Genomic DNA, 20,602 nt, shown 5'->3' on the forward strand with positions numbered 1-20,602 from the left:
ATCGGGGCAGTCAGAACAGAACAAGGGGAGTTGCCGATCATGGGCCTCGGAATGCAGATTGCGTGCCTCGGATTCGCGAGTCCCGGCGAGGTCGAGCGCGATGCCGGCGCGGAACTCGTGCTCCTTTCGCGCGCGGCGAGCGATATTCTCGACTGTCATCTAACCGTCGAGTCTTACGACGACGAATCGGGCCGCAGGCTCCATCGCGCGCGGCTCGACATGGTCACGTGCGACTTCGAGGTGTTGCCGGGACCCGGCATGACGGCTGCCGAGGCGGGCGTCGCAATACACCGCGCGTTCGAGCATGCGGAGCAGGTGTTGCGGCAACGCACGTCCGGGCGTTGATCTACATCAACGTTCGTGCAGACTCGCGCGCGATGATTGAGAGCGTAGGTCACGGTGCATGCGCCGCGCGCTTCTCACGTCCTGCGAGGCCCCTCATCATGGACATTGCGTTTCCCGCCACTCCGCCCGTCTATCAGGGCGACGAACCCGCGCTCACGTTCGACGCCGTCGCGGACGGCGAGCACATCGCCTGCACGATATCGGCGGAAGCGCTGCGCGACCATTTCGGCGCGGCGTCGTCGCGGGAAGAGGACTTGCGGCGCGCGTTCGAGAACAACCGCGTCGCGATAGAAGGCGCCGCCGAGCAATTGCTCACGAGCGTCGGACGCAAGCCGGTCGTGCTTCGCAGCGGCTACTTCCGGTTCAGCGGCAGCGTGCCGCAGAGCTTTAACGCGCATCGCGACTCGCACGTGACGAGCGACACGCCCGCCGCGCGTGACGAACCCGCGCTGCAGAAACCGCCCGAAGCCGCGAGGAAACCGCGCGACGGACGCGAGACGCCCGGAGCCAAGTGATGCGCGCGATGCTCTACGACGGAACATCGCCCGAATTGCGCGCCGCCGAACTCGACGATCCCGTCGCGGGCGCGGGTCAACTGCTGATCGATGTCGCCGCGTGCGGCGTGTGCCGCACCGACCTGCATGTGGTCGATGGCGAACTCGCGCATCCGAAGCGCCCGGTGATACCGGGGCACGAAGTCGTCGGGCGCGTCGCGGCGGTCGGCGCGGGCGTCGAAGGCTTCTCGCCCGGCGAGCGCGTCGGCGTGCCGTGGCTCGGCCACACGTGCGGGCATTGCCGTTATTGCGCGAGCCATCGCGAGAATCTGTGCGATGCGCCCGGCTTCACCGGCTATACGCTCGATGGCGGCTATGCCACGCGCATCGTCGCCGATAGCCGATTCTGCCTGCCGTTGCCGCCGCGCTATTCGGATGTCGATGCCGCGCCGCTGCTGTGCGCCGGACTCATCGGCTACAGAACGCTGAAGATGGCGGGCGACGCGAAGCGCATCGGCATTTACGGGTTCGGCGCGGCGGCGCATATCGTCGCGCAGGTGGCGCGGCACGAAGGACGCACGGTCTATGCGTTCACGCGAGCCGGCGATACGGCGGCGCAGTCGCTCGCGCTCGATCTCGGCGCGCACTGGGCCGGCAGCAGCGACGAACGCGCGCCCGACGAACTCGATGCCGCGCTCATCTTCGCGCCCGCCGGTGCGCTCGTGCCGGTCGCGCTCGGCGCGGTGGCGAAGGGCGGCGTGGTGGTGTGCGGCGGCATCCACATGAGCGACATTCCCGCGTTTCCTTATGCGCTGCTTTGGGGCGAGCGGCGCATCGTATCGGTGGCGAACCTGACGCGCGCGGACGGCGCGGCGTTCATGGCCTGCGCGGACGCCGTCGCGCTTCGCATTCGCACGAAAACCTACGCGCTCGCCGATGCAAACCAGGCGCTCGCCGATCTTCGCGCGGGACGTCTTTCCGGCGCGGCGGTGTTGCGCATCGGCGATTGAGGTCAAGCGCGTTCGTCGCTCATCATCGCGCTCAAAGGCAGCGTCACGTCGATGCGAAACCCTTCGCCCGGCCTGCTATGAAACACGATGACGCCGCCCAGTTGCCGCACGCGTTCGCCCATGCCGAGCAGGCCGAATGCGCTCGGGTCGCGTTTGCCCAGCATCGCGCCGCGGCCGTTGTCCTCGATGCGCAACGTGCAGTGCGCCGCCGTGCAGCCGATGACGATCCGCACTTCGCTCGCCTCTGCGTGCCGCGCGACGTTCGTGAGCGCTTCCTGCACGAGCCTGAACACCGACGTCGATGCCGCCGCGCCGAATTCCATCTCCTCGCCTTCGATCACGAGCGCGATCTCGATGCCATAGCGCCGGCGAAAGTCGTTGACGAGCCATTCGATGGCGGCGAAGAGGCCGAGGTCGTCGAGCACGGGCGGGCGCAGGCCGGCCGCGATTCGTCTGACCGAAGCGATGATCGTGTCGATCTGCGCTTCGATCGGCTGGACGTCGGCGCGCGGATGGCCGAGCGTGGCGATCTGCATCTTCAATGCGGCGAGTTGCTGGCCGAGATCGTCGTGCAATTCGCGCGCAATCGACGCGCGTTCGTTTTCGAGCGCGGCCTGCACGTGCGCGGACAGATCGCGCGCATGCTGAAGTTCAGCCAGGCGCAGGCGGTCGGTCATGTCGCGCGTGACCTTGGCGAAGCCGATCAGCTTGCCGCTCGCGTCATGCAGCGCGGTGACGACGACGTTCGCCCAGAAGCGCGTGCCGTCCTTGCGAATGCGCCAGCCTTCGTCCTCGATGCGGCCCGCGCGCGCCGCTGCATCGAGTTCGTGTTGCGGCTTGCCCGCATCGACATCTTCGCGCGGATAAAAGACCGAAAAATGACGGCCCACTATTTCGCAGGCGTCATAGCCCTTGATACGTTTCGCGCCATTGTTCCAGGTAGCGACATGACCGCGTGCATCGAGCAGAAAGATGGCGTAGTCCTGGACCGTTTCCACCAAAAGGCGGAAGTGCGCGTCGGTCTGCAAGGGCGAAGAAAGTGTCGGTTCGTCGGGCGTCATGAACGGATCGATTGAGGTTCGGATCGGTTGAAGTGCGGGCCGCATGTGCCAGTGTAGACGCCGCGACTTGGCGCGTCACGTCATGACTGCGCGGCCTGCATGCGGCGCTGATGTGGCCCATATGACGCACGATTGACACACGTCAAGGCTGCGCATGGCGTGAAGGGTATCGTGGACACGCATGAGTCAGAAGCGGCATTCGCTTCGATCAACTGACGAATTCACTCGAATCCAACATTAACGGAGCCCATCATGCAAGCACGCGATGTGATGACATCGAACGTCGTGACCGTCACGCCCGACACCACCGTCCGCGCACTGGCGCAACTGCTCGTGAAGCATCGCATCAGCGCGACGCCCGTCGTCGATGAAAAGGGGCATGTGATCGGCATGGTCAGCGAAGGCGACCTGCTTCATCGCAGCGAGACCGATACCGAGAAGCGCCAGGGCCGGCGTTCATGGTGGCTCGATCTCGTCGGTTCCGATGGCGCTGCGGACTACGTGAAGTCGCACGCGCGCACGGTCGGCGAGATCATGAGCCGCGACGTGGTGGGCGTGGAAGAAGACGCGTCGCTCGGGGAAATCGCCGCGTTGCTCGAAAGCCGGCACATCAAGCGCGTGCCGGTGCTGCGCGAGCGTCGGCTCGTCGGCATCGTCAGCCGTTCGAATCTCGTGCAGGCGCTGGCTTCCGCGCCGGACGACGAAGCCGAGCCGGGTGTCTCCCCGAGCGATAACGAAATCCGCGCGATGCTCATGGGCGAACTCTCCGGGCGCGGCTGGGCGTTTCCCGGGCGCAATATCGTCGTGCGCAACGGCGTCGTGCATTTGTGGGGCACGGTCTGGTCCACGGAACAGCTCGAAGCCATGCGCACCGCTTCGGTGAACATTCCCGGCGTGAAGTACGTGGAAGACCACACCATTCCGTATCCCATCATGCCGGGCATCTGACCGGGCGCTTATCCGTGCACGGGCGGATGCGTGACGATCGATGTCAGCTCCGCCACCGGCGCGCGCAGTTTCGCGAGGTCGGGCGTCGGGCGCTTGAGCGCATCGTCGTTGGCGAATGCGGTTTCGAGCGCTTCGGCGATATCGAGCAGGCGCGCATCGCCACGAAGCGCGCCGACGAGTTGAATGCCGAACGGCATGCCCGCATGGTCGACGCCGCACGGCAGCGAGACCGCCGGGTTCGTCATCAGCGAGATGACATACGTGAGGCCGAGCCAGCGGTAGTACGTGTCGAGCGGCTTGCCGTTGATCGCGTCGAGATGCCATTGCGACCACGGAAACGGCGTGATGGGCGTGGTCGGCGACACGATGATGTCGTAGCGCTGCAACTGCTGCTGAAAGCGCCGATACAGCGTGGTTTGCGTCGCGTGCGCCCACACGACATCGGCGAGCGTCATCGTGACGCCCATTTCGTAGTTCGCGCGCGTGTTCGGTCCGAGCAGCGACGGATCGCGCTCGTACGTCTCGCGAAACTGCGCGATGAAGTTCTGCGCGCGAACGACATCGAAAGCGCGATGCACGTCGGTCATGTCGAACGCGACGGGCTCGCACACCTCCACATGCGCCGCGAGCTTCTGCATCTTCGCGCGGAAGGTGGCGCGCGTGGCGTCATCCAATGCGCAATTGCCGAAGTCTTCGGTGAAGCCGATACGCAAGCGCGCGATATCCACCGGCCGGCGCTGCGCGAAGGCGTTGGCATCGACTTCGTAGCCGAGCGGGTCGCGCGCGTCGAAGCCCGCTTGCGCCGCCAGCAGAAGGCGCGTGTCCGCGACGGTGCGCGCCATCGGCCCGCTCACGGTGATGGGCGTCCAGCCGAGTTCGCGCCGGTCGCTCGGCACGAGTCCCGGCGAAGGACGGAAGCCGACCACGCCGCATAGCGCCGCCGGAATGCGCAGCGAGCCGCCCGTGTCGGAGCCGGTGCAAAGCGGCAGCATGTTCGTGGCGAGCGCGACCGCCGATCCCCCCGACGATCCGCCCGCGTTCAGCAGAGGCGCGAACGGATTGCCGGTCGCGCCCCACACCACGTTGCGCGTGTTCGCGCCCGCGCCCATCTCCGGCGTGTTCGTCTTCGCGGCGACGATGGCGCCCGCCGCACGGATGCGCGCGACCATCGCGTTGTCGTGCTCGGGAATGTTCGCGCGATAAAGCGGCGAGCCGTACGTGGTGAGCACGCCCGCCGTTTCCTCCAGATCCTTCACGCCGATGGGCAAGCCATGCAGCAGGCCGAGCGGCTCGCCCTGCATGACGGCCTCTTCCGCGCGATGCGCTTCCACGCGCGCGCGTTCGAAGCAACGCGCGGCCATGGCGTTGACGGCGGGATTGACGGCTTCGATGCGCGCGATGCACGCGTCGAGCAACTCGACCGGCGATACGTCGCGGTCACCGATGAGCCTGCGTGCATCGACGGCGGGAAGGGAAACGAGCGAGTCTTGCGTCATGTTCGTGAAAGGGCGCGTGCGTGTGGGCGAGGCGGTCAGTATCGCGCGTGTCACGGATTGCTGCAGCGCGCGGCGGCGCGCTTACCGCGACGTACTTCGCGGATCGCGCCGGACCACGGCAAAGCTCAACGCAATCGACCCGAGTGCCGGACGCTCTTCCACCCGAATGCGCCGGGGGCGTGGAGAAGGCTTGGGCGGCGCTGCATCGGCACGGCCGGCGGGCTTCTTGACGGACATATCACGCTCCTCGAACGAAAGTTGAGGAAGCCATTGAACGCCGCATCATTCGATTTGTAAAATGAATGATTATCCGTGTTCAATCACCAAATCGAATGGAAATCAAACTGCTGAAGACGTTCATCGCGGTCGCGGAACTGCGTCATTTCAGCCGCGCCGCCGACGCGCTGCACATGAGTCAGCCCGCGCTCAGCAAGCAGATCGGCGCGCTGGAGGCGAGCGTCGGCGGCAAGCTCTTCGAGCGCGGCAGGCACGGCGCGGAACTCACGCTGTTCGGCGAGCGCTTTCTGCCCGATGCGCAATCGCTCGTCAGCGACGCCGACGACATGCTCGCCCGCGCGCGCGATGCGAGCAGCGGGCGCGTCGGTCATCTGCGCATCGGAATCTGTCTGTCGGTGCTGACGCTCGTGCCGCGCGTGATCGCGCGGTTTCGGCGCGAGAATCCGGGCGTGGCGATCACGTTGAGCGATCTGTCGTCGGCGGAACAGGCGCGGCGGCTTCTCGCGGGCAAGCTCGACGCGGGTTTCCTGCGCTTGCCGGCGGACGCGGGATTGTCGTCGTTCAAGGTGATCGATGAAGGCCTCGCGCTCGCCATGCCCGCGCAAAGCCGCTACAAGCGCCTGCCCGCCAATCTCGACGTGCTGAACGACATCGGGTTCATTGCGTTGTCGCGCGCACGCGGGCCGGGCCTTGCCGCGCAGATCGACCGATGGTGCGGCGAGCGGCGCTTCGTGCCGAACGTCACGCAGCATGCGGAAGACGTGCAGTCGGTGCTGACGTCGGTGGCGGCGGGCGTGGGCGTCGCGTTCATTCCGTCGCGCGCGCAACACTTGCTGCGCGATGCGACCGTGTTGCCGCTGCCGGGCAGACAGGCGAAGTGGCGCGTGGGGCTCGCGTGGCCATCGGCGCGGGAACATGCGGTGACCGCGCGTTTCGTGTCGCATGTGCGCGGGGCGTTATCGCGCGGATCGGACGATTGAGGCACGCTCCTTGCGCCGTGCATCGACGATAAAGCGCCACGCAAGGAGGACACCGTCATGAAAGGGCAGAGCAGCGAAAACGCGGAACACGTCGACAACCCGAAGGCATCGCCCACGTCGAATGCCGAGAAGGATCCCGACGAATGGGTGACCGGCGACGAGCCGATGACCGGCGCGCAGGCGTCGTATCTGAAGACGCTCTCGGAAGAGGCGAAGGAGCCGTTCGATCCGTCGCTGACGAAAGCGGATGCCTCGCGCCGGATCGAGGAACTGCAGGAAAAAACAGGCCGCGGACAGAAGTCCTGACGCCACGCGCCGAAGACGAGACACGCCGCCGCGCGCAACGGCGGCGGCATCGCCGTCTACGTCGGCAAGCCGCTTAGAACTTGTAGCCGATCGAGAGGAACGTCACGACCGGATCGAGCTTGATCTTCGATTCGCTCTTGATCGTGCCCACCGCCGATTGCGTTTCGAGCGTCGCGCGCGACTTCAGCCACATATACGATACCGAGAACGCCGCCGACCAGTGTTCGGTGAAGTTATACGTGAAGCCCGCGTTGACCACCGGCGCGAACGAGCTGCTGAGCTTCACGCTCGTCGGTCCCGTCAGCGCGCTGCCGTACTGGTTCGAGTAGAGGAACGCGCCGCTTCCCATCGCGCCGTTCAGCTTCTCGTCCGAGAACCACACATACGAGCCGCCCGCGCCGAGATACGGACGGAAGCGGCTTTGCGCGCTGCCGAAGTAGTACTTGAGCAGCAGCGTCGGGCTCCATTCGCGCGCCGAGCCGAGCTTGCCGAACGGGCCCAGCGTGCCGGTGCCATAGAGATTGAACTTGGGCGGCACGCCGATCACGCCTTCAGCGGCGATGTGATCGGTGATGAAGTACGTCGTGGTGAAGCCGAACGTATCGGCGTCGCTCACGGATGCGCCCGCGCCCGGCTGCGTCACGGTCTGTCCCAGTGCGGTCACGTTGAACGGACCGCTCGATTCCTGCGGCGCGAAGTGCATCCACCCGGCGTTGACGACGACACTGCCCGCCGTCTGTGCGTGAGCGCCCGTGACACATAGGGCCGCGGCGGCCGCACACGCAAATTGCTTCTTGTTCATTGCTTTTCCAGATTGGTTCCAGGTTGCCGGGCAGAGCGAATCCGCTCCGCGCATGACGAACGCATGGCGGATACGGACGACGCTCTTGAATCAGCGGAAGACTGTCGGTTACAGGCAGCAGTCGAGGCTCATCTTGAAGTACTCGTAGCTCATCGCGATGCTGCGACGCACTTCGTGCACTTCATCGACGCCCGGCGCGTTGCCGAGCAACGTAGCGACGATTTCGAGCGCTTCCCACGGATGCGCATCGTCGTAATGGGCGTGCAGGCTGAGCCAGCGCATGGCCTTGCGGCGAATCGATACCGGGAAGCTGTTCGCGTACGTCTCGCTGCTGCACACGAGCGTCGCCCATTCGCCGGTCACGCCTTCGATCGCGAAGTTCGTCGCCGCGATGCTGGCCGCGAGCGGGTCCGTGCTGCTGCTCTTCCAGCACCAGTGGCTCAACGCGTACGCGAGCGTCGGGCCGTTGGCCTTCATCAGCGCGCGCTTGCTCACGTCATGGGCGGCGGCCCAGTCCACCCAGTAATCGGCGTGATTCTGCTCGACGCGGATATTGCGCGTCAGATAGCGGCGCGCCAGGTCTTCGCCGCGCGAATGACCATAGCGCACCTTTTGCAGGTTCATCGCCATGTATTGCGGGAACTGCTCGACGACCGGCCAGCCGTTCACGAGGAACGCTTCGGCCTGGCGAGCTTCGAGCTTCGCCTCGCGCATCGCCGCGAAAATCGGATGCTTGACGATAGCCTGCTTCGCCTCGCTGGTATCGTTCAATACGTCGCCAAGCCATGCCGGGTAACTCGCGATGTCCTTCAGGTCGCCAACCCGCTGAAAAGTCGGATCCAAAACGTGCACTCCTCTTAGATGTTGATATGTTCGACGTGCTGTGCCCAGGGTTCGGGCCGCCCGACATGGAAGCCTTGTACGTAATCGACGCCCATCTCCCGTAGCGCGCGAAGGATCGCCTCGCTTTCCACGTATTCCGCAATCGTCAGACGGCCCATCGAGTGGCCGATATCGTTGATGGCCGCTACCATGTCCTTATTAACGGCATCTTTGAGCATGTCCTTGATGAATCCGCCGTCGATCTTGATGTAATCGACCGGTAGATGCTTCAGATAGCCGAAGGAGGACATGCCCGCGCCGAAGTCGTCGAGCGCGAACTTGCAGCCGCGCTTCTTCAGCTCGCGGATGAAACGCGCGGCGGCGGCGAGATTGGCGACGGCGGTGGTCTCGGTCACTTCGAAGCAGATCGACGACGCGGCGACGCCGGTGATCGCGAACTGCTCGTTGAGATACTGGAGAAAGCGTTCATCGCCGATCGATGCGCCCGACAGATTGATTGCGTACTCCATGCCGTCGGTATCCGGCATCTGCGCGAGCGTCGAGAACACCGCGCGCACCACCCAGCGGTCGATGGCGGACATCAGCCCATAACGCTCCGCTGCCGGCATGAAAAGTCCGGGCGGCACGATATCGCCGCGCTCGCCCACCATGCGCAACAGAATCTCCATATGACGCGGATGCGCCGTCCCGTTATGGCGCACGCCGTGCAGCGCGGTCGCGCAGATGTCTTGCGCGTAGAGGCAGAAGCGGTCGTTCGCGAGCGCATCCTTGATGCGTCCGCACCACGACATCTCGCTCGCATGGCGCGTGAGTTCCTTGTCGCCCGGCACCGCGAGATGCACGCGGTCGCGGCCGCGCTCTTTCGCGAGATAACACGCGATATCGCCGTAACGCATGGCCGTTTCGACATCGAGCCCGTTTTGCCGAAGATCGACGACGCCGATGCTCACGCTCGTCGACAGCCGGTGCGTCTCCCACGACCACTCGAACGCCGCGACGTCCTTTCTCAGCCGCTCCGCGATCTGCATGGCGGTGTGCTTGTCGCAATTGCAGAGCAGCGCGCCGAACTCGTCGCCGCCCAGACGGCCGAGCACGTCTTCTTCGCGCAGGCATTCTTCGATGAAGAGCGCGACTTCGCGCAGCATGGCGTCGCCGGCGGCGTGACCGTAGGTATCGTTGACGACCTTGAACTGGTCGAGGTCCAGCATCATCAGCATTTGCGCGCGATGCGACGGATCGACGTCCGATTCGCGATCGAGCGCGGTGGAGAGGCGCCGCTCGAATTCCGTGCGGTTCAAGAGGCCCGTGAGCCCGTCGTGCGTCGCCTGCCATGCGAGGTTCGACACGTACTCGCGCTCGCGCGTCATGTTCCGCAGCAGCAGCACGACGCCGGTGAGCGTGTCCGAGTGATCGCGCACGACCGACGTGATGGCCTGCACGACGATATCGACGCCCATCGCGTTGGTCAGGATGAGGTCGCCGCAGACGGCTTCCGGCTCCGATTCCTTCAGCGCTTCGTCGATCACGTCGACGGGACGCCGGTCCCACTCGCGCGCCACCGTCACGAGCGCGCCGAGCGGGCGGTTCACGCAGGCGGCGGCTTCGCGGCAAAAGAGCTTTTCGGCGGCCGGATTGATGAACTCGACGAGACCCGACGGCCCCACCGAAATCACCGCTTCGCCGATGGAGCCGAGCGTCGCCTTCGCGCGCGCCTCGCTTCGGCGCAGCGCGTTTTCCGTGGCGAGCCGCGCGGTGATGAAGCGCCGCGCATACCACCCGGACAGGCAGACGAGCAGCACCGCGACCACGACGTTGACCGTGAAGAGCAGCATCGCCGTCTGGCGGAACGCGGAGCCGAGCACGTCGGCGAACGCGCGCGAGATCGGCGCGATGGTGCCGTTGATGTTCCAGACTTCGTCGGTCAGATGATCGACTTCGTCGTGACCGGCCTCTCCCCGCTTGACGGCGGTGCGCAACTGGCGGCCCGCGTCGGCGAGCTGGTCCACGAGCAGATCGCCCGCGGTCCAGTACGCGACCGCTTCCTGAAAGTAGCTCGCGCGCCGGAACGTGCGGAAGACCCAGATGACCGCGCCGACGTCGGCGGGATAAACGCCGCTCGCGAGCAGCGCGGCCCGCGCGGCGGGCACGTCGGGATCGGGCCGATCGAGCGCGAGACGCGCGCGCTTGAGGTTGAGCGGATACGCGATCGCGTTCTGGTATTCGGCGAACGCCTGCTCGTCGCCGGTCTGGGCGTAGCGGACGAGGTAGAAGACCGCGTCCTTCTGTCCTTTCGACCAGGTGCTTTCCCCGCCGATATAGGCGCGCACCGACGACATGATCGCGAGACTCGTGGCCGCCATCGCCAGAAGCGAAATGACGACCGCCAGGAATGGCCAGATTGTGTTGAACAACTGCCGATTCGTCGTTTTGGGAGCAACGCGCATGTTTTCCTTTTTGTGGTTCTCTCAGAAACGACGGAACGATGCGACTACAAGCCGGGACCGGAGACGAGGCCTGCCCGGCAAGCCGGATACGCCACCCTGTAACGGAATATCGGCAGGCGGCGCGGCGGCTTGAGGCTGTTTTGGGCGTGTGAAACATTTGCCGCGTTGAATCTTAATTATCGGGCGCGTAATTCCGATAATGTTCGGCGAGGGAAAAACTGCTGGCGTGACGCGGTAGCGGGTCGACGTTACCGGAAGAGGCGGCGGCGGTCCGGTTTCGAACCGCTCGTTTTATTTTCGACTGGCTGTGGCGGGCGATCAGCCGCGCGTGTCGATCCAGTCCTGCGCCCATCGGCGGGAATATTCGATGGCGTCGGCTTCCTTGCGGAAGTAATCGAGCGAATAAAAGCGATATTCGCCATGGCTGGGATTTTGATCGGCGCGTTCGAGTAATACGTTCGCGGAGAAACTGTTATCGCGCAGACGATGCGCGGAGGCATGCACCGCATAACCGCGGTAATTTTGAATCGATGTCATTTTTTAATTTTGAAATGTAAATGCTTTCCGACGAAAAAGCGGAAAGTAGGTGCTGCGTCTGGGAGACGTTTTTGGGGGGAGTTGGCCTGAAACGGCTTGGCCTGAGAAAAACGCGGAAGGGAGGCAGAACCAGCAGGAAATCGGGAGCCGATTATTCAGCTCCCGATGTGCAGCAGATGCAGCAGGCTTACAGCGGCTTGATGTTCGAGGCTTGCATGCCCTTCGGGCCGCGCTTCGTTTCAAAGCTCACCTTCTGGCCTTCTGCCAGGCTCTTGAAGCCGTCGGCGCGAATTTCCGAGAAGTGTGCGAAGAGGTCGTCGCCGCCGTTATCCGGCGTGATGAAGCCGAAACCCTTGGTGTCGTTGAACCATTTAACCGTACCGGTATCCATGAGAATCCTGAAATGAATAAGTGTGATCGCTCAGTGAGCAGGGCGAAGCAGCAAGGAGGGAGTGGACAACGAATACCGGAGGGGAATCCAACTATTGATGAACAGCAATCGACTTCTTGAACTTCAAAAAGCATTATGCCCGAACCCGAACATTTCAGTCAACTATTTTTTGAGATAAATGTGCGGGTTCGGTTAGCGCTTCAATGTTGCGTCAGGTGCCGCCGTCTTCCCGCAACGCATGTTCGAGTTGCTCGAGCGTGTAAGGCTTGCGCAGCGCCTGCCACGGAAAGTCCCGCACGTCTTCCGGCATGACGTTGTCGCCCGACGCGAATATCACGCGCACCTGCGGAAAGCGCTCGATCCAGCGCCGCGCCAGATCGATGCCCGTCATGTCCGGCAAGTTGATGTCGGTGAGGAGCACGTCGAAGGTGCCTTGCGTCATCGCGTCCAGCGCCGCGAGGGCGTTCGGCGCGCCGACGGCATCGTGGCCCAGCATGACGAGCAGTTCGCTCACCGCCTCGCGCGTCGCGCTGTCGTCTTCCACGACGAGCACGCGCTTGCCCGCCGCCTGAACGGGAGCGGGCGGCGGTGCGTCGGCGGCTTCGGCGACGGCCTTGCCCGAAGAACCGAGCATCTGCCGGATCTTGAACGCGAGGTCTTCGCGGCTATACGGCTTGCTCAGCAGTTCGACGCCGGGGTCGAGTCGCCCGCCATGCACGATCGCGTTTTGCGTATAACCCGACGTGAACAGCACGCGCACCTGCGGCTGCAGTTCGAGCGCGCGCCGCGCCATTTCGGGACTCTTCACGGAACCGGGCATGACGACATCGGTGAAGATGAGGTCGACATGCACGCCGCTGCTCAGCACCACGAGCGCCTGATCGGCGTTGTTCGCCTTCAGCACGCTGTAGCCGAGATCGGCCAGCATTTCGATGACGGTCGCCTGCACCTTCTGGTCGTCCTCGACGACGAGCACGGTTTCCGTGCCGCCCGTGACCGGCGTGTTGCGCCACGCGACGGGCTGATGCGCCTCCACCGACGATCGCGGCAGATACACGCGCACCGTCGTGCCGTGTCCAACTTCGCTATAGATGCGGATATGCCCGCCGCTTTGCTTCACGAAGCCGTACGCCATGCTGAGGCCGAGGCCGGTGCCTTCGCCTTCGGGCTTCGTGGTGAAGAACGGATCGAACGCGCGCTCCACGATTTCCGGCGACATGCCGATGCCCGTGTCCGTCACGCCGAGCATCACGTACTGGCCGGCGGGCACGTCGGACAGCGAGCGCACGTAGCGGTCGTCGAGCATGGCGTTGGCGAGTTCGAGCGTGAGCTTGCCGCCTTCGGGCATCGCGTCGCGCGCATTGATGGCGAGATTCAACAGCACGTTTTCAAGCTGATGCGAATCCACGAACGCGTTCCACAGTCCGCCCGATACGACCGTCTCCACTTCGATGGTCTCGCCGAGCGCGCGGCGCAGCAGGTCGTCCATGCCGCGCACCATCGTCGCGAGATTGACCGATACCGGCCGCAGCGCCTGCCTGCGCCCGAACGCAAGCAATTGCGATGCGAGTTTGGCGCCGCGCTCGACGGCGTCGATGGCGCTGCCCAGGCGGTCCATGCTCCAGTTGTCGTGCAGGCAGCGGCTGCGCAGCAGTTCGAGATTGCCGCGCAGCACCTGAAGCACGTTGTTGAAATCGTGCGCGACGCCGCCGGTCAGCTTGCCGATCGCTTCCATCTTCTGCGCCTGCAACAGCGCCGCGCGCGTCTCTTCGAGCAGTTGATCCGCTTCGCGCCGCTCGGTGACATCGCGCGTGATCTTCGCGAAGCCGATGAGCGTGCCGGTTTCGTCGCGGATGGCGTCGACGATCACATGCGCCCAGAAGCGCGTGCCGTCGCGGCGCAGACGCCAGCCTTCCGACTCGAAACGCCCTTCGCGCGCGGCGGTGTCCAGCGCGCGTTGGGGCAGTCCGGCTGCGGCGTCTTCCGGGGAATAGAAGCGGGAGAAGTGCGCGCCGATGATCTCGTCGGCGGCATAGCCCTTGATGCGCCGCGCCCCGTTGTTCCAGTTGGTGACGAGGCCTTCGGGCGACAGCATGAAAATGGAATAGTCGGTGACGCCTTCCACGAGCAGCCTGAAACGCCGCTCGCTTTCGATGACCGCGTCATGCGCCTTGCGCTTGTCGCTTTCGTCGCGAGCAATCTTGACGAAGCCGAGCAGCGTGCCGTCGCGATCCGTGAGCGACGTGGTCAGCACGCTCGCCCAGAACACCGAGCCGTCCTTGCGCTTGCGCCATCCTTCCGTCTCGAAGCTCCTGTGTTCGCGCGCTTCGCGCAGTTCCGTTTCGACGATGCCGTGCTCGCGGACGTCGTCGGGAAAGAAAATGGAGTAATGGCGTCCGACGATTTCGTCGGCGGCATAGCCATACATCGCCGCGCCGCCGGGGTTCCATGTGCGGATGACGCCTTCGGGCGACAGGCAGAAGGCCGCGAGGCTCGCCGTCGATTCGATCCAGATCCGCGCCCAGTCGCGGAGGGCGCCGTCGTTGTGTATCTCACTGCTGCGCATGGCACTCGTCATCGGTTCTTATACTCGTTGCCCCTGTACGGGGCAATTCGCAAGGCATGGGCGGAAGTTCACTAACCGAACATTCTAGCGGCTTGCGCGCTTTCCCGTGCGAAGGCGAGGTGCGGTCCCGCACGCGCTCGTGCGTCGCTCGGACGGTGCGCGGCGCTTTCGCTTGAGTGGAATGGCGAGTCTTTCTCAGCCGGATGCGAGTCAAAGCTCGGGCATCTTGAGATCCGCCTCGACGATCTCCTTGCCGCGTGCCTGCGCCGCGTTGCGCGCATCGTCCTTCTGCGTAAACGGGCCGATCTCGTCGGCGCCATCGAACGGATAGAGCAGACGCCCGTCGGTGAGACGCACGACCTTCAGCGTGCCGACGAACGCGCCGCTCACATGCGGGCGATACGACGCGTAGATCGCATAGTCGTCTTCGGTGAGGCCGGGTTTGGCCGACAAGTCTTTCTTCCACGGAAACAGGACGAGCTTCGCGCGGCGGGAGACCGGTTCTTTCATGGCGATCACATCCTTCTGAGGAAACGACGCAAACGGTTAGCACGTTATGTGCCGAATCCTCGGACGCACGATCGCATGATCGAACCGGCCATGGCGCTGATTGATGCCTCGGTCATTCAGTGCATCGATGCTTCAGTTCTTGAGATCGTCCGGCACCTTGCCGCCGTTCTCCGCGAGCTTCTTCATGACCTCCTTGTGCAGCCAGATGTTCATCGAAGCGGAATCGTCCGTATTGCCGGTGTAATGCAGTTCGGATGCGAGTTCCTTGCGCGCCTGCAGGCTGCTGTCGAGATCGAGCAGCTTCATCAGATCGACGATCGACGTGCGCCAGTTCAGATTCGCGCCGTTCTGCTGCTGCATCTGCGAGAGGACCGCTTCGACATCGACTTCGGGCATCGGCGTGACCGCAGGACGCGCGGGCTCGGTGCCCGCCGTGGCCGGTGCAGCTCCAGGATTCGCCTGCGCCGCAGCGGGCGCGCCACCCGCGTTCGACGCAGCCGGCGGCGTCGCCGCCCCCGATGCCGTCGCGGCCGGATGGTCATGCGGGAAAATCTTGTTCAGGATGGTCGAAAAAATGCTCATTGTGTTCCCCCTTTGGTTAGAGCGGCGCAACGTGTGCGCGGGTTGCCGTTGAACGAAAGCTTTCTACTCTTCCTGCCCGACCGCCTTCGATACGGCGGCGGGACTTTCATATTGCCGATCGGGCAGCGCATCGAGCGCATTCGTGATTTCCTCGCTCGCGCCGTTGCTGCGCGCGGTGTCGAGCAGCGTTTGCTTGCCCGCCGGACAGTCGATTCCCTTGGGCGCCTTCTGCATGTCGATGAACATGCTGTTGTGTGACGAAGCAGCCGCGCCGTGCGCTTACTGGCTCGCGCCGGAAGGTGCGTCGCTGGCGGCGGTGGCGGGCGCAGGCGATGCGGCGGGCGCGGACGCCATCGGCGCGGATGCGGCCGTATCGCTTGCCGGCGCGGTGCTGCCTGTGGTGTCCGAGCCGCGCTTGCAGCCTGCCGTGAGCGACATCGCGGCGACGACTGCGGCGAGCACTGCCATTCGGGTGATGTGGTTCGTGCGCATTTGTCCTTCCTCCATGGTGCGTTTCGTTGATCACGACGCGTCGCGCCGGTCCTTGAACGGAACCTCTTCGAGCGTCGTCTGCACTGACGTGCCGCTTTCCCACGCATTCGCGCCGGGTGCGATGTCCGGCACGGGGATGTCATAGCGTTTGCGCCTGCGTTCTTCCCACGAGACGCCAAGACGCGCATCGCGTTCGGCGAGCATGGACTCGTCGAGCTGACCGTCTTGCGTGAAGCCCATCATCAATTGCGGCGCGCCGTACGGGAAATCGTCGCGATCGATCTGCCATGTATGAAACGTCTTGCCGTACGTGGAGACGAGATCGTTGAAATACGCGCGCTCGGCCATCTCGGGAATGCCGGGCGCCACGAGAATGCCCGACTTCACCTCGTAATGATGGCTATGCCAGAGCCGCCGCTCTTCTTCGGGCAACTGCCGGTAGCGCTCTTCCGAGATGATGTATTCGATGCCGATGAGCCGCGCGTCCGGCCGGTTCGAATCGAAGATCACGCATTGATGCAGGTCGTGCCGCAGATGAATGCAGAAGTGATGCGCTTCGACCTGGCGGCCCATGTCGTCCGCGTACATGTGAAAGCCGTTGAGCCACGTGCTCATGGCGTCGAGCGGATACTTCGGCTGCATCATGCCGGATGCCAGATCGAGCAGACGATGCTTCGCCGAATGACCCTTGCCCGTTTGCGCGAGCGCGTTCACGCGACGGCCGATCAACAAGCCCGCCGCTGCCGCGAGACCGGCGACCACGCCTGCCGCGAGCGGCATCAACGGGTCCTGCATGTGACGGTCGTTCATCGATGCCTCCTGGCTTTCGAAGCTCTTAACGTCGGGCAGCAATCTTCGTTCCGGCTCGCCTACTCCACCGATTAAGAATTAAGCGTTTCGGGGCACTGCGATTGCTTGCGTGAGCACGCGGACACGCGCCGCATTCGCCGTATTCCGTCCATCGATATTCATCGCAGGAGTGAGCCATGAGCACGCCATCGCAGAACGGCAAGCCGGATCAATCGCAGAACGCCGACGAAGCGTCGCAAGCAGGCGGCGACGAAACGTTCACGACCGATGTTTCCGAAACGGACGACGAAGGCACGACCGTGCGTGAAGCCGAAGTGAGGAAGGACGATCTGTCCGAAGTGAAGCCGCAAGGCGGCGACAAGTCCTGACGCCGCGCCTGCTGCAACGCGGCGAACTCACGTGTCGTTGCGTGCTGATCGAAACGAACGATGGACTCGTGCTCGCCAATCCGCAGAGCCGCTTTGAGCACCCTGTTCTTGTCCTGATTAGGCGCGCGCTGCGTCTTCCTTCATAACGATATGAATCGTCCTTGGTTAGCGGACGAGTGCTCCTTGAATAGAATGGTGCGCCGCGTTGTCATGCCATGAAGACCGCGACCGTCCATGCGAGTCGCTGGCGAAATTATTACGGAATCCATACGATGCAAGAAACAACGAGAAAGACGCGGCGTCCGTCCTTGTCCGAAGGCCGGCGCGATGCCATGCGCAAGCTCGCGGCCGGCGCGGTCGGTGCCGTTGCTTCGGGCGCCGCCTTTCGTGCCGATGCCATCGCGCCGCTCGCCGTGCCCACATGGACACGCGAACCCGGCGCGCCGCTGCTGTCGCCGGCTTATGGCGTGCCTGCATCGTTCGAAGGCGAAGTCATTCGACGCACCGCGCGCCCGCCCGCGATGCCCGGCTCCGGCTCCTCGATGACGCCGCTCGCCGATCTCTTCGGCGCGCTCACGCCGAACGGCCTCGTGTACGAGCGGCATCATGCGGGCGTGCCGAAGATCGATCCGGACCAGCATCGGCTCGTGATACACGGACTCGTGCGCGAGCCGCGCATCTTCAGCATGGACGATCTCGTGCGTTTGCCTTCCGAGTCGCACGTGTACTTCCTCGAATGTTCCGGCAATACCCGAATGGAGTGGAAAGGGCCGAGCGGGCTGCCTTTGCAACTCACGCACGGCCTGCTTTCATGCTGCGAATGGACCGGCGTGCGGCTTTCAACCTTGCTCGATGAAGTCGGCGTCGATCCTTCCGCTCAATGGCTGCTGGCCGAAGGCGCGGACGGCGCGGCCATGACGCGCAGCCTGCCGCTCGATCGCATCATGGAGCGCGCGCTCGTGGTCTATGCGCAGAACGGCGAACGCCTGCGCGCGGAGAACGGCTATCCGGTGCGGCTCATCGTGCCGGGCTTCGAAGGCAACACGAACATCAAATGGCTGCGGCGTCTGAAGCTCGTGCGCGAACCGGAAATGACGCGCGAGGAAACATCTAAGTACACGGATCTTCTCCCCGATGGCCGCGCGCGTCAGTTCGTCTTCGAGATGGATGCGAAGTCGGTCATCGCGCGTCCTTCGGCGGGGCATCGGCTGAAGGAGCGCGGCTACTATGCGATCAGCGGTTACGCATGGTCGGGACGCGGGCGCATCCGCAGCGTGGACGTATCGACCGATGGCGGCAAGACCTGGCGCGCCGCGCGTCTCACGAGCGCGGTTCAAGACCGCGCGCTCACGCGCTTCGAAGCGGACTGGCAATGGGACGGCGGCCCGGCGAACCTGCAAAGCCGCGCGACGGATGAAACCGGCTACGTGCAGCCCACGCGCGAAGCGCTCGTCGCGGCGCGCGGGGTCGACTCGGAGTATCACTACAACGGCATCCAGAACTGGCGCGTCGATGAAAGCGGCGAGGTGCGCAATGCTTAAGGCCTTATCGATTGCAGTTGCGTGCATGATACCCGCGCTGGCGTGCGCGACCGACTACGGCATCGGACATGCCATCGATCGCAACGCGATTGCGTCATGGAACATCGACGTCGATGCAGCGGGCCACAATCTGCCCGCAGGTTCCGGCGACGTCGCGCACGGCAAGCAGATCTTCGGCGCGAAATGCGCGATGTGTCACGGCGCGAACGGCGAGGGCGGCGTCGGCGATCCGCTCGTCGGCGGCATCGGCACGTTGTCGAGCGAGAAGCCGAAGAAGACCGTGGGAAGTTACTGGCCTTACGCGACGACGCTCTACGACTACATTCGCCGCGCGATGCCGTATAACGCGCCGCAATCGCTTTCGGCGGACGACGTCTATGCGGTGAGCGCGTATGTGCTCTATCTGAACAAGATCGTTCCGGAAGACGCGCGGCTCGACGCGAAGTCGTTGCCGCGCGTGAAGATGCCGAATCGCGATGGCTTCGTCGGCGATCCGCGGCCGGGAAAGCTGTAGCTCGCGGCCGGGTTTGAAATCACAGTTCGTTGAACTGAATATCGCCGCCTTTCATCACGAGCGGAATGCGCTCGCCCTGACCGAGCATGCAGGAGATATCGGCGAGCGGGTTGCCGTCGACGACGATCATGTCGGCCCATGCGCCCGGCGCGATGCAGCCGAGCTTCTCGGGCAAGCCGAGCACTTCGGCGGCGGTCGTGGTCGCGGCGAGCAGCGCCGCCTTGTTGCCGAGCACTTCCGAACGGATGCGGAATTCGTCGCTTTGCAGACGCTGCGAAGGCCCGAGCAGGTCGGAGCCGAAGCCCATCTTCACGCCTGCATCGCGATAGATTTCGAGCGAGCGCAAGCCCGCCTCGCGCACGTCCTCGATCTTCGCGACGCTTTCTTCGCCGAGGCCGTATTGCGCGCCTTCGGACGCCAGCGCTTCATACGTGACGAGCGTCGGCACGACGTATGCGCCGTGCTCGGCCATCAGCTTGGCGGCGGGCGCATCGATCAGATTGCCGTGCTCGATCGTGCGTACGCCCCAGCGCACGACGCGCGAGATTGCATCGGCGGTGTAGGCGTGCGCCATCACATACGTATGGCGTGCGCGCGCTTCCTCGACGATCGCACGCACTTCATCTTCCGCATAGCCGTATGCGCCGACGGGATCGGTCGGTGACGCCACGCCGCCCGACGCCATGATCTTCAGATGATCCGCGCCCATCTGCAGTTCTTCGCGCGCGGCGCGGCGCACTTCATCGACGCCATCGGCCACGCGTGCAAGCGCGCCTACGCGCACGCAGCATCCGCACGGCGCGCTGTTGCCCATGTAGTCGGAGCGCGCGCGCATGTCGCCGTGTCCGCCGGTCTGACTGAGCGCGCGTCCCGCCACGAAAAGACGCGGCCCGACAGCGAGCCCGCTTTCCACCGCGACCTTGTGCGGATGTCCCGCGCCGCCCGCATCGCGCACGGTGGTGAAGCCGCGCCGCAGCATCGCGCTCATGATAGGCACGGAACGCAGCGTCACGAGCACGTTCGGCATGTGCACTTGCTGCGAGAGATTGAGCTGCACGGCGACCACGTGAACATGCAGATCGATGAGGCCGGGCATCAGCGTCTTGCCCTTCAGGTCGATCACCCGCGATGCCGCGCTTTGCAGCGGCTTGTCGGACACTTCCTTGACGAGCCCGTTTTCGACGAGCACGTGATGCGCTTCGCGCAGTTCGCCCCGTGCGGGATCGAGCACGGCAGCATTGCTGAACAGGATGCTTTGCACTGTCATCTTCTCCATGAAAAAGCCGCTGCCCGAGCGTGCGCAGCGGCGTTATGGCTTTGCGTCG

The 20,602-nt window shown here is 64.3% G+C and carries 23 protein-coding genes; 9 read left to right on the plus strand and 14 right to left on the minus strand.

Features of this window, described 5'->3' with window-relative positions; translation table 11 throughout:
- Positions 1-39: 39 nt before the first annotated feature.
- The 3 genes from NCR39_RS21535 to NCR39_RS21545 all read left to right on the plus strand — a co-directional run bounded on the left by NCR39_RS21535 (position 40) and on the right by NCR39_RS21545 (position 1,849).
- Entirely contained in the window at positions 40-345 is a 306-nt protein-coding gene (locus tag NCR39_RS21535; RefSeq protein WP_250454100.1) for a hypothetical protein, read from the plus strand.
- Positions 346-443: 98 nt separating this feature from the next.
- Positions 444-860, plus strand: coding sequence for a DUF1488 family protein (locus tag NCR39_RS29820; RefSeq protein ID WP_350029689.1), 417 nt, complete (start codon positions 444-446; stop codon positions 858-860).
- Positions 860-1,849, plus strand: a complete 990-nt coding sequence (locus NCR39_RS21545) for a zinc-dependent alcohol dehydrogenase family protein (protein WP_250454101.1) — start codon at positions 860-862, stop codon at positions 1,847-1,849. The genes NCR39_RS29820 and NCR39_RS21545 overlap by 1 nt, the downstream gene beginning before the upstream one ends.
- Positions 1,850-1,851: 2 nt before the next feature.
- On the opposite strand, the gene NCR39_RS21550 is transcribed toward NCR39_RS21545, so the two are convergent.
- The gene (locus NCR39_RS21550; protein ID WP_250454102.1) at positions 1,852-2,910 is read right to left on the minus strand and encodes a PAS domain-containing sensor histidine kinase; all 1,059 of its coding nucleotides are present in this window, start codon (positions 2,908-2,910) and stop codon (positions 1,852-1,854) included.
- Between the two features lie 252 nt (positions 2,911-3,162).
- Here NCR39_RS21550 and NCR39_RS21555 point away from each other — a divergent pair, with 252 nt between their 5' ends.
- A complete protein-coding gene (locus tag NCR39_RS21555; protein ID WP_250454103.1) occupies positions 3,163-3,858 on the plus strand; it encodes a CBS domain-containing protein in 696 nt (231 codons plus the stop codon).
- 8 nt (positions 3,859-3,866) lie between these two features.
- On the opposite strand, the gene NCR39_RS21560 is transcribed toward NCR39_RS21555, so the two are convergent.
- On the minus strand, positions 3,867-5,354 hold the full coding sequence (locus NCR39_RS21560; RefSeq protein ID WP_250454104.1) for an amidase: 1,488 nt from the start codon (positions 5,352-5,354) through the stop codon (positions 3,867-3,869).
- Positions 5,355-5,686: 332 nt separating this feature from the next.
- On the opposite strand from NCR39_RS21560, the gene NCR39_RS21565 reads away from it, so the two are divergent.
- Positions 5,687-6,571 (plus strand): LysR family transcriptional regulator, encoded by an 885-nt coding sequence (locus tag NCR39_RS21565; RefSeq protein ID WP_250454105.1) that lies wholly within the window; start codon positions 5,687-5,689, stop codon positions 6,569-6,571.
- 57 nt (positions 6,572-6,628) lie between these two features.
- Entirely contained in the window at positions 6,629-6,877 is a 249-nt protein-coding gene (locus NCR39_RS21570; protein WP_250454106.1) for a DUF3072 domain-containing protein, read from the plus strand.
- A gap of 73 nt (positions 6,878-6,950) precedes the next feature.
- On the opposite strand, the gene NCR39_RS21575 is transcribed toward NCR39_RS21570, so the two are convergent.
- From NCR39_RS21575 to NCR39_RS21625, 11 genes are all read right to left on the minus strand, one after another.
- Entirely contained in the window at positions 6,951-7,679 is a 729-nt protein-coding gene (locus NCR39_RS21575) for an OmpW/AlkL family protein (protein ID WP_250454107.1), read from the minus strand.
- A 108-nt stretch (positions 7,680-7,787) separates the two neighbouring features.
- On the minus strand, positions 7,788-8,522 hold the full coding sequence (locus tag NCR39_RS21580; RefSeq protein WP_167550945.1) for an iron-containing redox enzyme family protein: 735 nt from the start codon (positions 8,520-8,522) through the stop codon (positions 7,788-7,790).
- 14 nt (positions 8,523-8,536) lie between these two features.
- On the minus strand, positions 8,537-10,933 hold the full coding sequence (locus tag NCR39_RS21585; RefSeq protein ID WP_250454108.1) for an EAL domain-containing protein: 2,397 nt from the start codon (positions 10,931-10,933) through the stop codon (positions 8,537-8,539).
- A 351-nt stretch (positions 10,934-11,284) separates the two neighbouring features.
- The gene (locus NCR39_RS21590; RefSeq protein ID WP_250454109.1) at positions 11,285-11,503 is read right to left on the minus strand and encodes a hypothetical protein; all 219 of its coding nucleotides are present in this window, start codon (positions 11,501-11,503) and stop codon (positions 11,285-11,287) included.
- 187 nt (positions 11,504-11,690) lie between these two features.
- Positions 11,691-11,894 carry a cold-shock protein gene (locus NCR39_RS21595; protein WP_040050662.1) on the minus strand — a complete coding sequence of 68 codons (204 nt, stop codon included), beginning with the start codon at positions 11,892-11,894 and terminating at the stop codon, positions 11,691-11,693.
- 211 nt (positions 11,895-12,105) lie between these two features.
- The gene (locus NCR39_RS21600) at positions 12,106-14,472 is read right to left on the minus strand and encodes a hybrid sensor histidine kinase/response regulator (RefSeq protein ID WP_250454110.1); all 2,367 of its coding nucleotides are present in this window, start codon (positions 14,470-14,472) and stop codon (positions 12,106-12,108) included.
- Between the two features lie 198 nt (positions 14,473-14,670).
- The gene (locus tag NCR39_RS21605; protein WP_250454111.1) at positions 14,671-14,970 is read right to left on the minus strand and encodes a DUF6723 family protein; all 300 of its coding nucleotides are present in this window, start codon (positions 14,968-14,970) and stop codon (positions 14,671-14,673) included.
- A gap of 132 nt (positions 14,971-15,102) precedes the next feature.
- Positions 15,103-15,552, minus strand: a complete 450-nt coding sequence (locus NCR39_RS21610) for a DUF3597 domain-containing protein (RefSeq protein WP_250454112.1) — start codon at positions 15,550-15,552, stop codon at positions 15,103-15,105.
- A gap of 63 nt (positions 15,553-15,615) precedes the next feature.
- Complete coding sequence (locus NCR39_RS21615; protein ID WP_250454113.1) at positions 15,616-15,798, minus strand: DUF2795 domain-containing protein; 183 nt, start codon at positions 15,796-15,798, stop codon at positions 15,616-15,618.
- A gap of 33 nt (positions 15,799-15,831) precedes the next feature.
- Positions 15,832-16,059 (minus strand): hypothetical protein, encoded by a 228-nt coding sequence (locus tag NCR39_RS21620; RefSeq protein ID WP_250454114.1) that lies wholly within the window; start codon positions 16,057-16,059, stop codon positions 15,832-15,834.
- Positions 16,060-16,074: 15 nt separating this feature from the next.
- On the minus strand, positions 16,075-16,854 hold the full coding sequence (locus NCR39_RS21625; RefSeq protein ID WP_250454115.1) for an OBAP family protein: 780 nt from the start codon (positions 16,852-16,854) through the stop codon (positions 16,075-16,077).
- A 176-nt stretch (positions 16,855-17,030) separates the two neighbouring features.
- On the opposite strand from NCR39_RS21625, the gene NCR39_RS21630 reads away from it, so the two are divergent.
- From NCR39_RS21630 to NCR39_RS21640, 3 genes are all read left to right on the plus strand, one after another.
- Positions 17,031-17,222 carry a hypothetical protein gene (locus tag NCR39_RS21630; protein ID WP_250454116.1) on the plus strand — a complete coding sequence of 64 codons (192 nt, stop codon included), beginning with the start codon at positions 17,031-17,033 and terminating at the stop codon, positions 17,220-17,222.
- A gap of 272 nt (positions 17,223-17,494) precedes the next feature.
- Entirely contained in the window at positions 17,495-18,763 is a 1,269-nt protein-coding gene (gene soxC, locus NCR39_RS21635; protein ID WP_250454117.1) for a sulfite dehydrogenase, read from the plus strand.
- Entirely contained in the window at positions 18,756-19,277 is a 522-nt protein-coding gene (locus NCR39_RS21640; RefSeq protein WP_250454118.1) for a c-type cytochrome, read from the plus strand. Before soxC ends, NCR39_RS21640 begins: the two co-directional genes overlap by 8 nt.
- A gap of 19 nt (positions 19,278-19,296) precedes the next feature.
- On the opposite strand, the gene NCR39_RS21645 is transcribed toward NCR39_RS21640, so the two are convergent.
- Positions 19,297-20,538, minus strand: coding sequence for a metal-dependent hydrolase family protein (locus NCR39_RS21645; protein WP_250454379.1), 1,242 nt, complete (start codon positions 20,536-20,538; stop codon positions 19,297-19,299).
- Between the last annotated feature and the right edge of the window lie 64 nt (positions 20,539-20,602).

The organism is Caballeronia sp. ATUFL_M2_KS44 (assembly GCF_023630965.1).
Taxonomy (GTDB): domain Bacteria; phylum Pseudomonadota; class Gammaproteobacteria; order Burkholderiales; family Burkholderiaceae; genus Caballeronia; species Caballeronia concitans.

What these genes read in the sequence shown, in the direction of transcription:
- NCR39_RS21535 (WP_250454100.1), top strand. Translation starts at nt 40, where the DNA reads ATGGGCCTCGGAATGCAGATTGCGTGCCTCGGATTCGCGAGTCCCGGC.
- NCR39_RS29820 (WP_350029689.1), top strand. Translation starts at nt 444, where the DNA reads ATGGACATTGCGTTTCCCGCCACTCCGCCCGTCTATCAGGGCGACGAA.
- NCR39_RS21545 (WP_250454101.1), top strand. Translation starts at nt 860, where the DNA reads ATGCGCGCGATGCTCTACGACGGAACATCGCCCGAATTGCGCGCCGCC.
- NCR39_RS21550 (WP_250454102.1), bottom strand. Translation starts at nt 2,910, where the DNA reads ATGACGCCCGACGAACCGACACTTTCTTCGCCCTTGCAGACCGACGCG.
- NCR39_RS21555 (WP_250454103.1), top strand. Translation starts at nt 3,163, where the DNA reads ATGCAAGCACGCGATGTGATGACATCGAACGTCGTGACCGTCACGCCC.
- NCR39_RS21560 (WP_250454104.1), bottom strand. Translation starts at nt 5,354, where the DNA reads ATGACGCAAGACTCGCTCGTTTCCCTTCCCGCCGTCGATGCACGCAGG.
- NCR39_RS21565 (WP_250454105.1), top strand. Translation starts at nt 5,687, where the DNA reads ATGGAAATCAAACTGCTGAAGACGTTCATCGCGGTCGCGGAACTGCGT.
- NCR39_RS21570 (WP_250454106.1), top strand. Translation starts at nt 6,629, where the DNA reads ATGAAAGGGCAGAGCAGCGAAAACGCGGAACACGTCGACAACCCGAAG.
- NCR39_RS21575 (WP_250454107.1), bottom strand. Translation starts at nt 7,679, where the DNA reads ATGAACAAGAAGCAATTTGCGTGTGCGGCCGCCGCGGCCCTATGTGTC.
- NCR39_RS21590 (WP_250454109.1), bottom strand. Translation starts at nt 11,503, where the DNA reads ATGACATCGATTCAAAATTACCGCGGTTATGCGGTGCATGCCTCCGCG.
- NCR39_RS21595 (WP_040050662.1), bottom strand. Translation starts at nt 11,894, where the DNA reads ATGGATACCGGTACGGTTAAATGGTTCAACGACACCAAGGGTTTCGGC.
- NCR39_RS21600 (WP_250454110.1), bottom strand. Translation starts at nt 14,472, where the DNA reads ATGACGAGTGCCATGCGCAGCAGTGAGATACACAACGACGGCGCCCTC.
- NCR39_RS21605 (WP_250454111.1), bottom strand. Translation starts at nt 14,970, where the DNA reads ATGAAAGAACCGGTCTCCCGCCGCGCGAAGCTCGTCCTGTTTCCGTGG.
- NCR39_RS21610 (WP_250454112.1), bottom strand. Translation starts at nt 15,552, where the DNA reads ATGAGCATTTTTTCGACCATCCTGAACAAGATTTTCCCGCATGACCAT.
- NCR39_RS21615 (WP_250454113.1), bottom strand. Translation starts at nt 15,798, where the DNA reads ATGTTCATCGACATGCAGAAGGCGCCCAAGGGAATCGACTGTCCGGCG.
- NCR39_RS21620 (WP_250454114.1), bottom strand. Translation starts at nt 16,059, where the DNA reads ATGGAGGAAGGACAAATGCGCACGAACCACATCACCCGAATGGCAGTG.
- NCR39_RS21625 (WP_250454115.1), bottom strand. Translation starts at nt 16,854, where the DNA reads ATGAACGACCGTCACATGCAGGACCCGTTGATGCCGCTCGCGGCAGGC.
- NCR39_RS21630 (WP_250454116.1), top strand. Translation starts at nt 17,031, where the DNA reads ATGAGCACGCCATCGCAGAACGGCAAGCCGGATCAATCGCAGAACGCC.
- soxC (WP_250454117.1), top strand. Translation starts at nt 17,495, where the DNA reads ATGCAAGAAACAACGAGAAAGACGCGGCGTCCGTCCTTGTCCGAAGGC.
- NCR39_RS21640 (WP_250454118.1), top strand. Translation starts at nt 18,756, where the DNA reads ATGCTTAAGGCCTTATCGATTGCAGTTGCGTGCATGATACCCGCGCTG.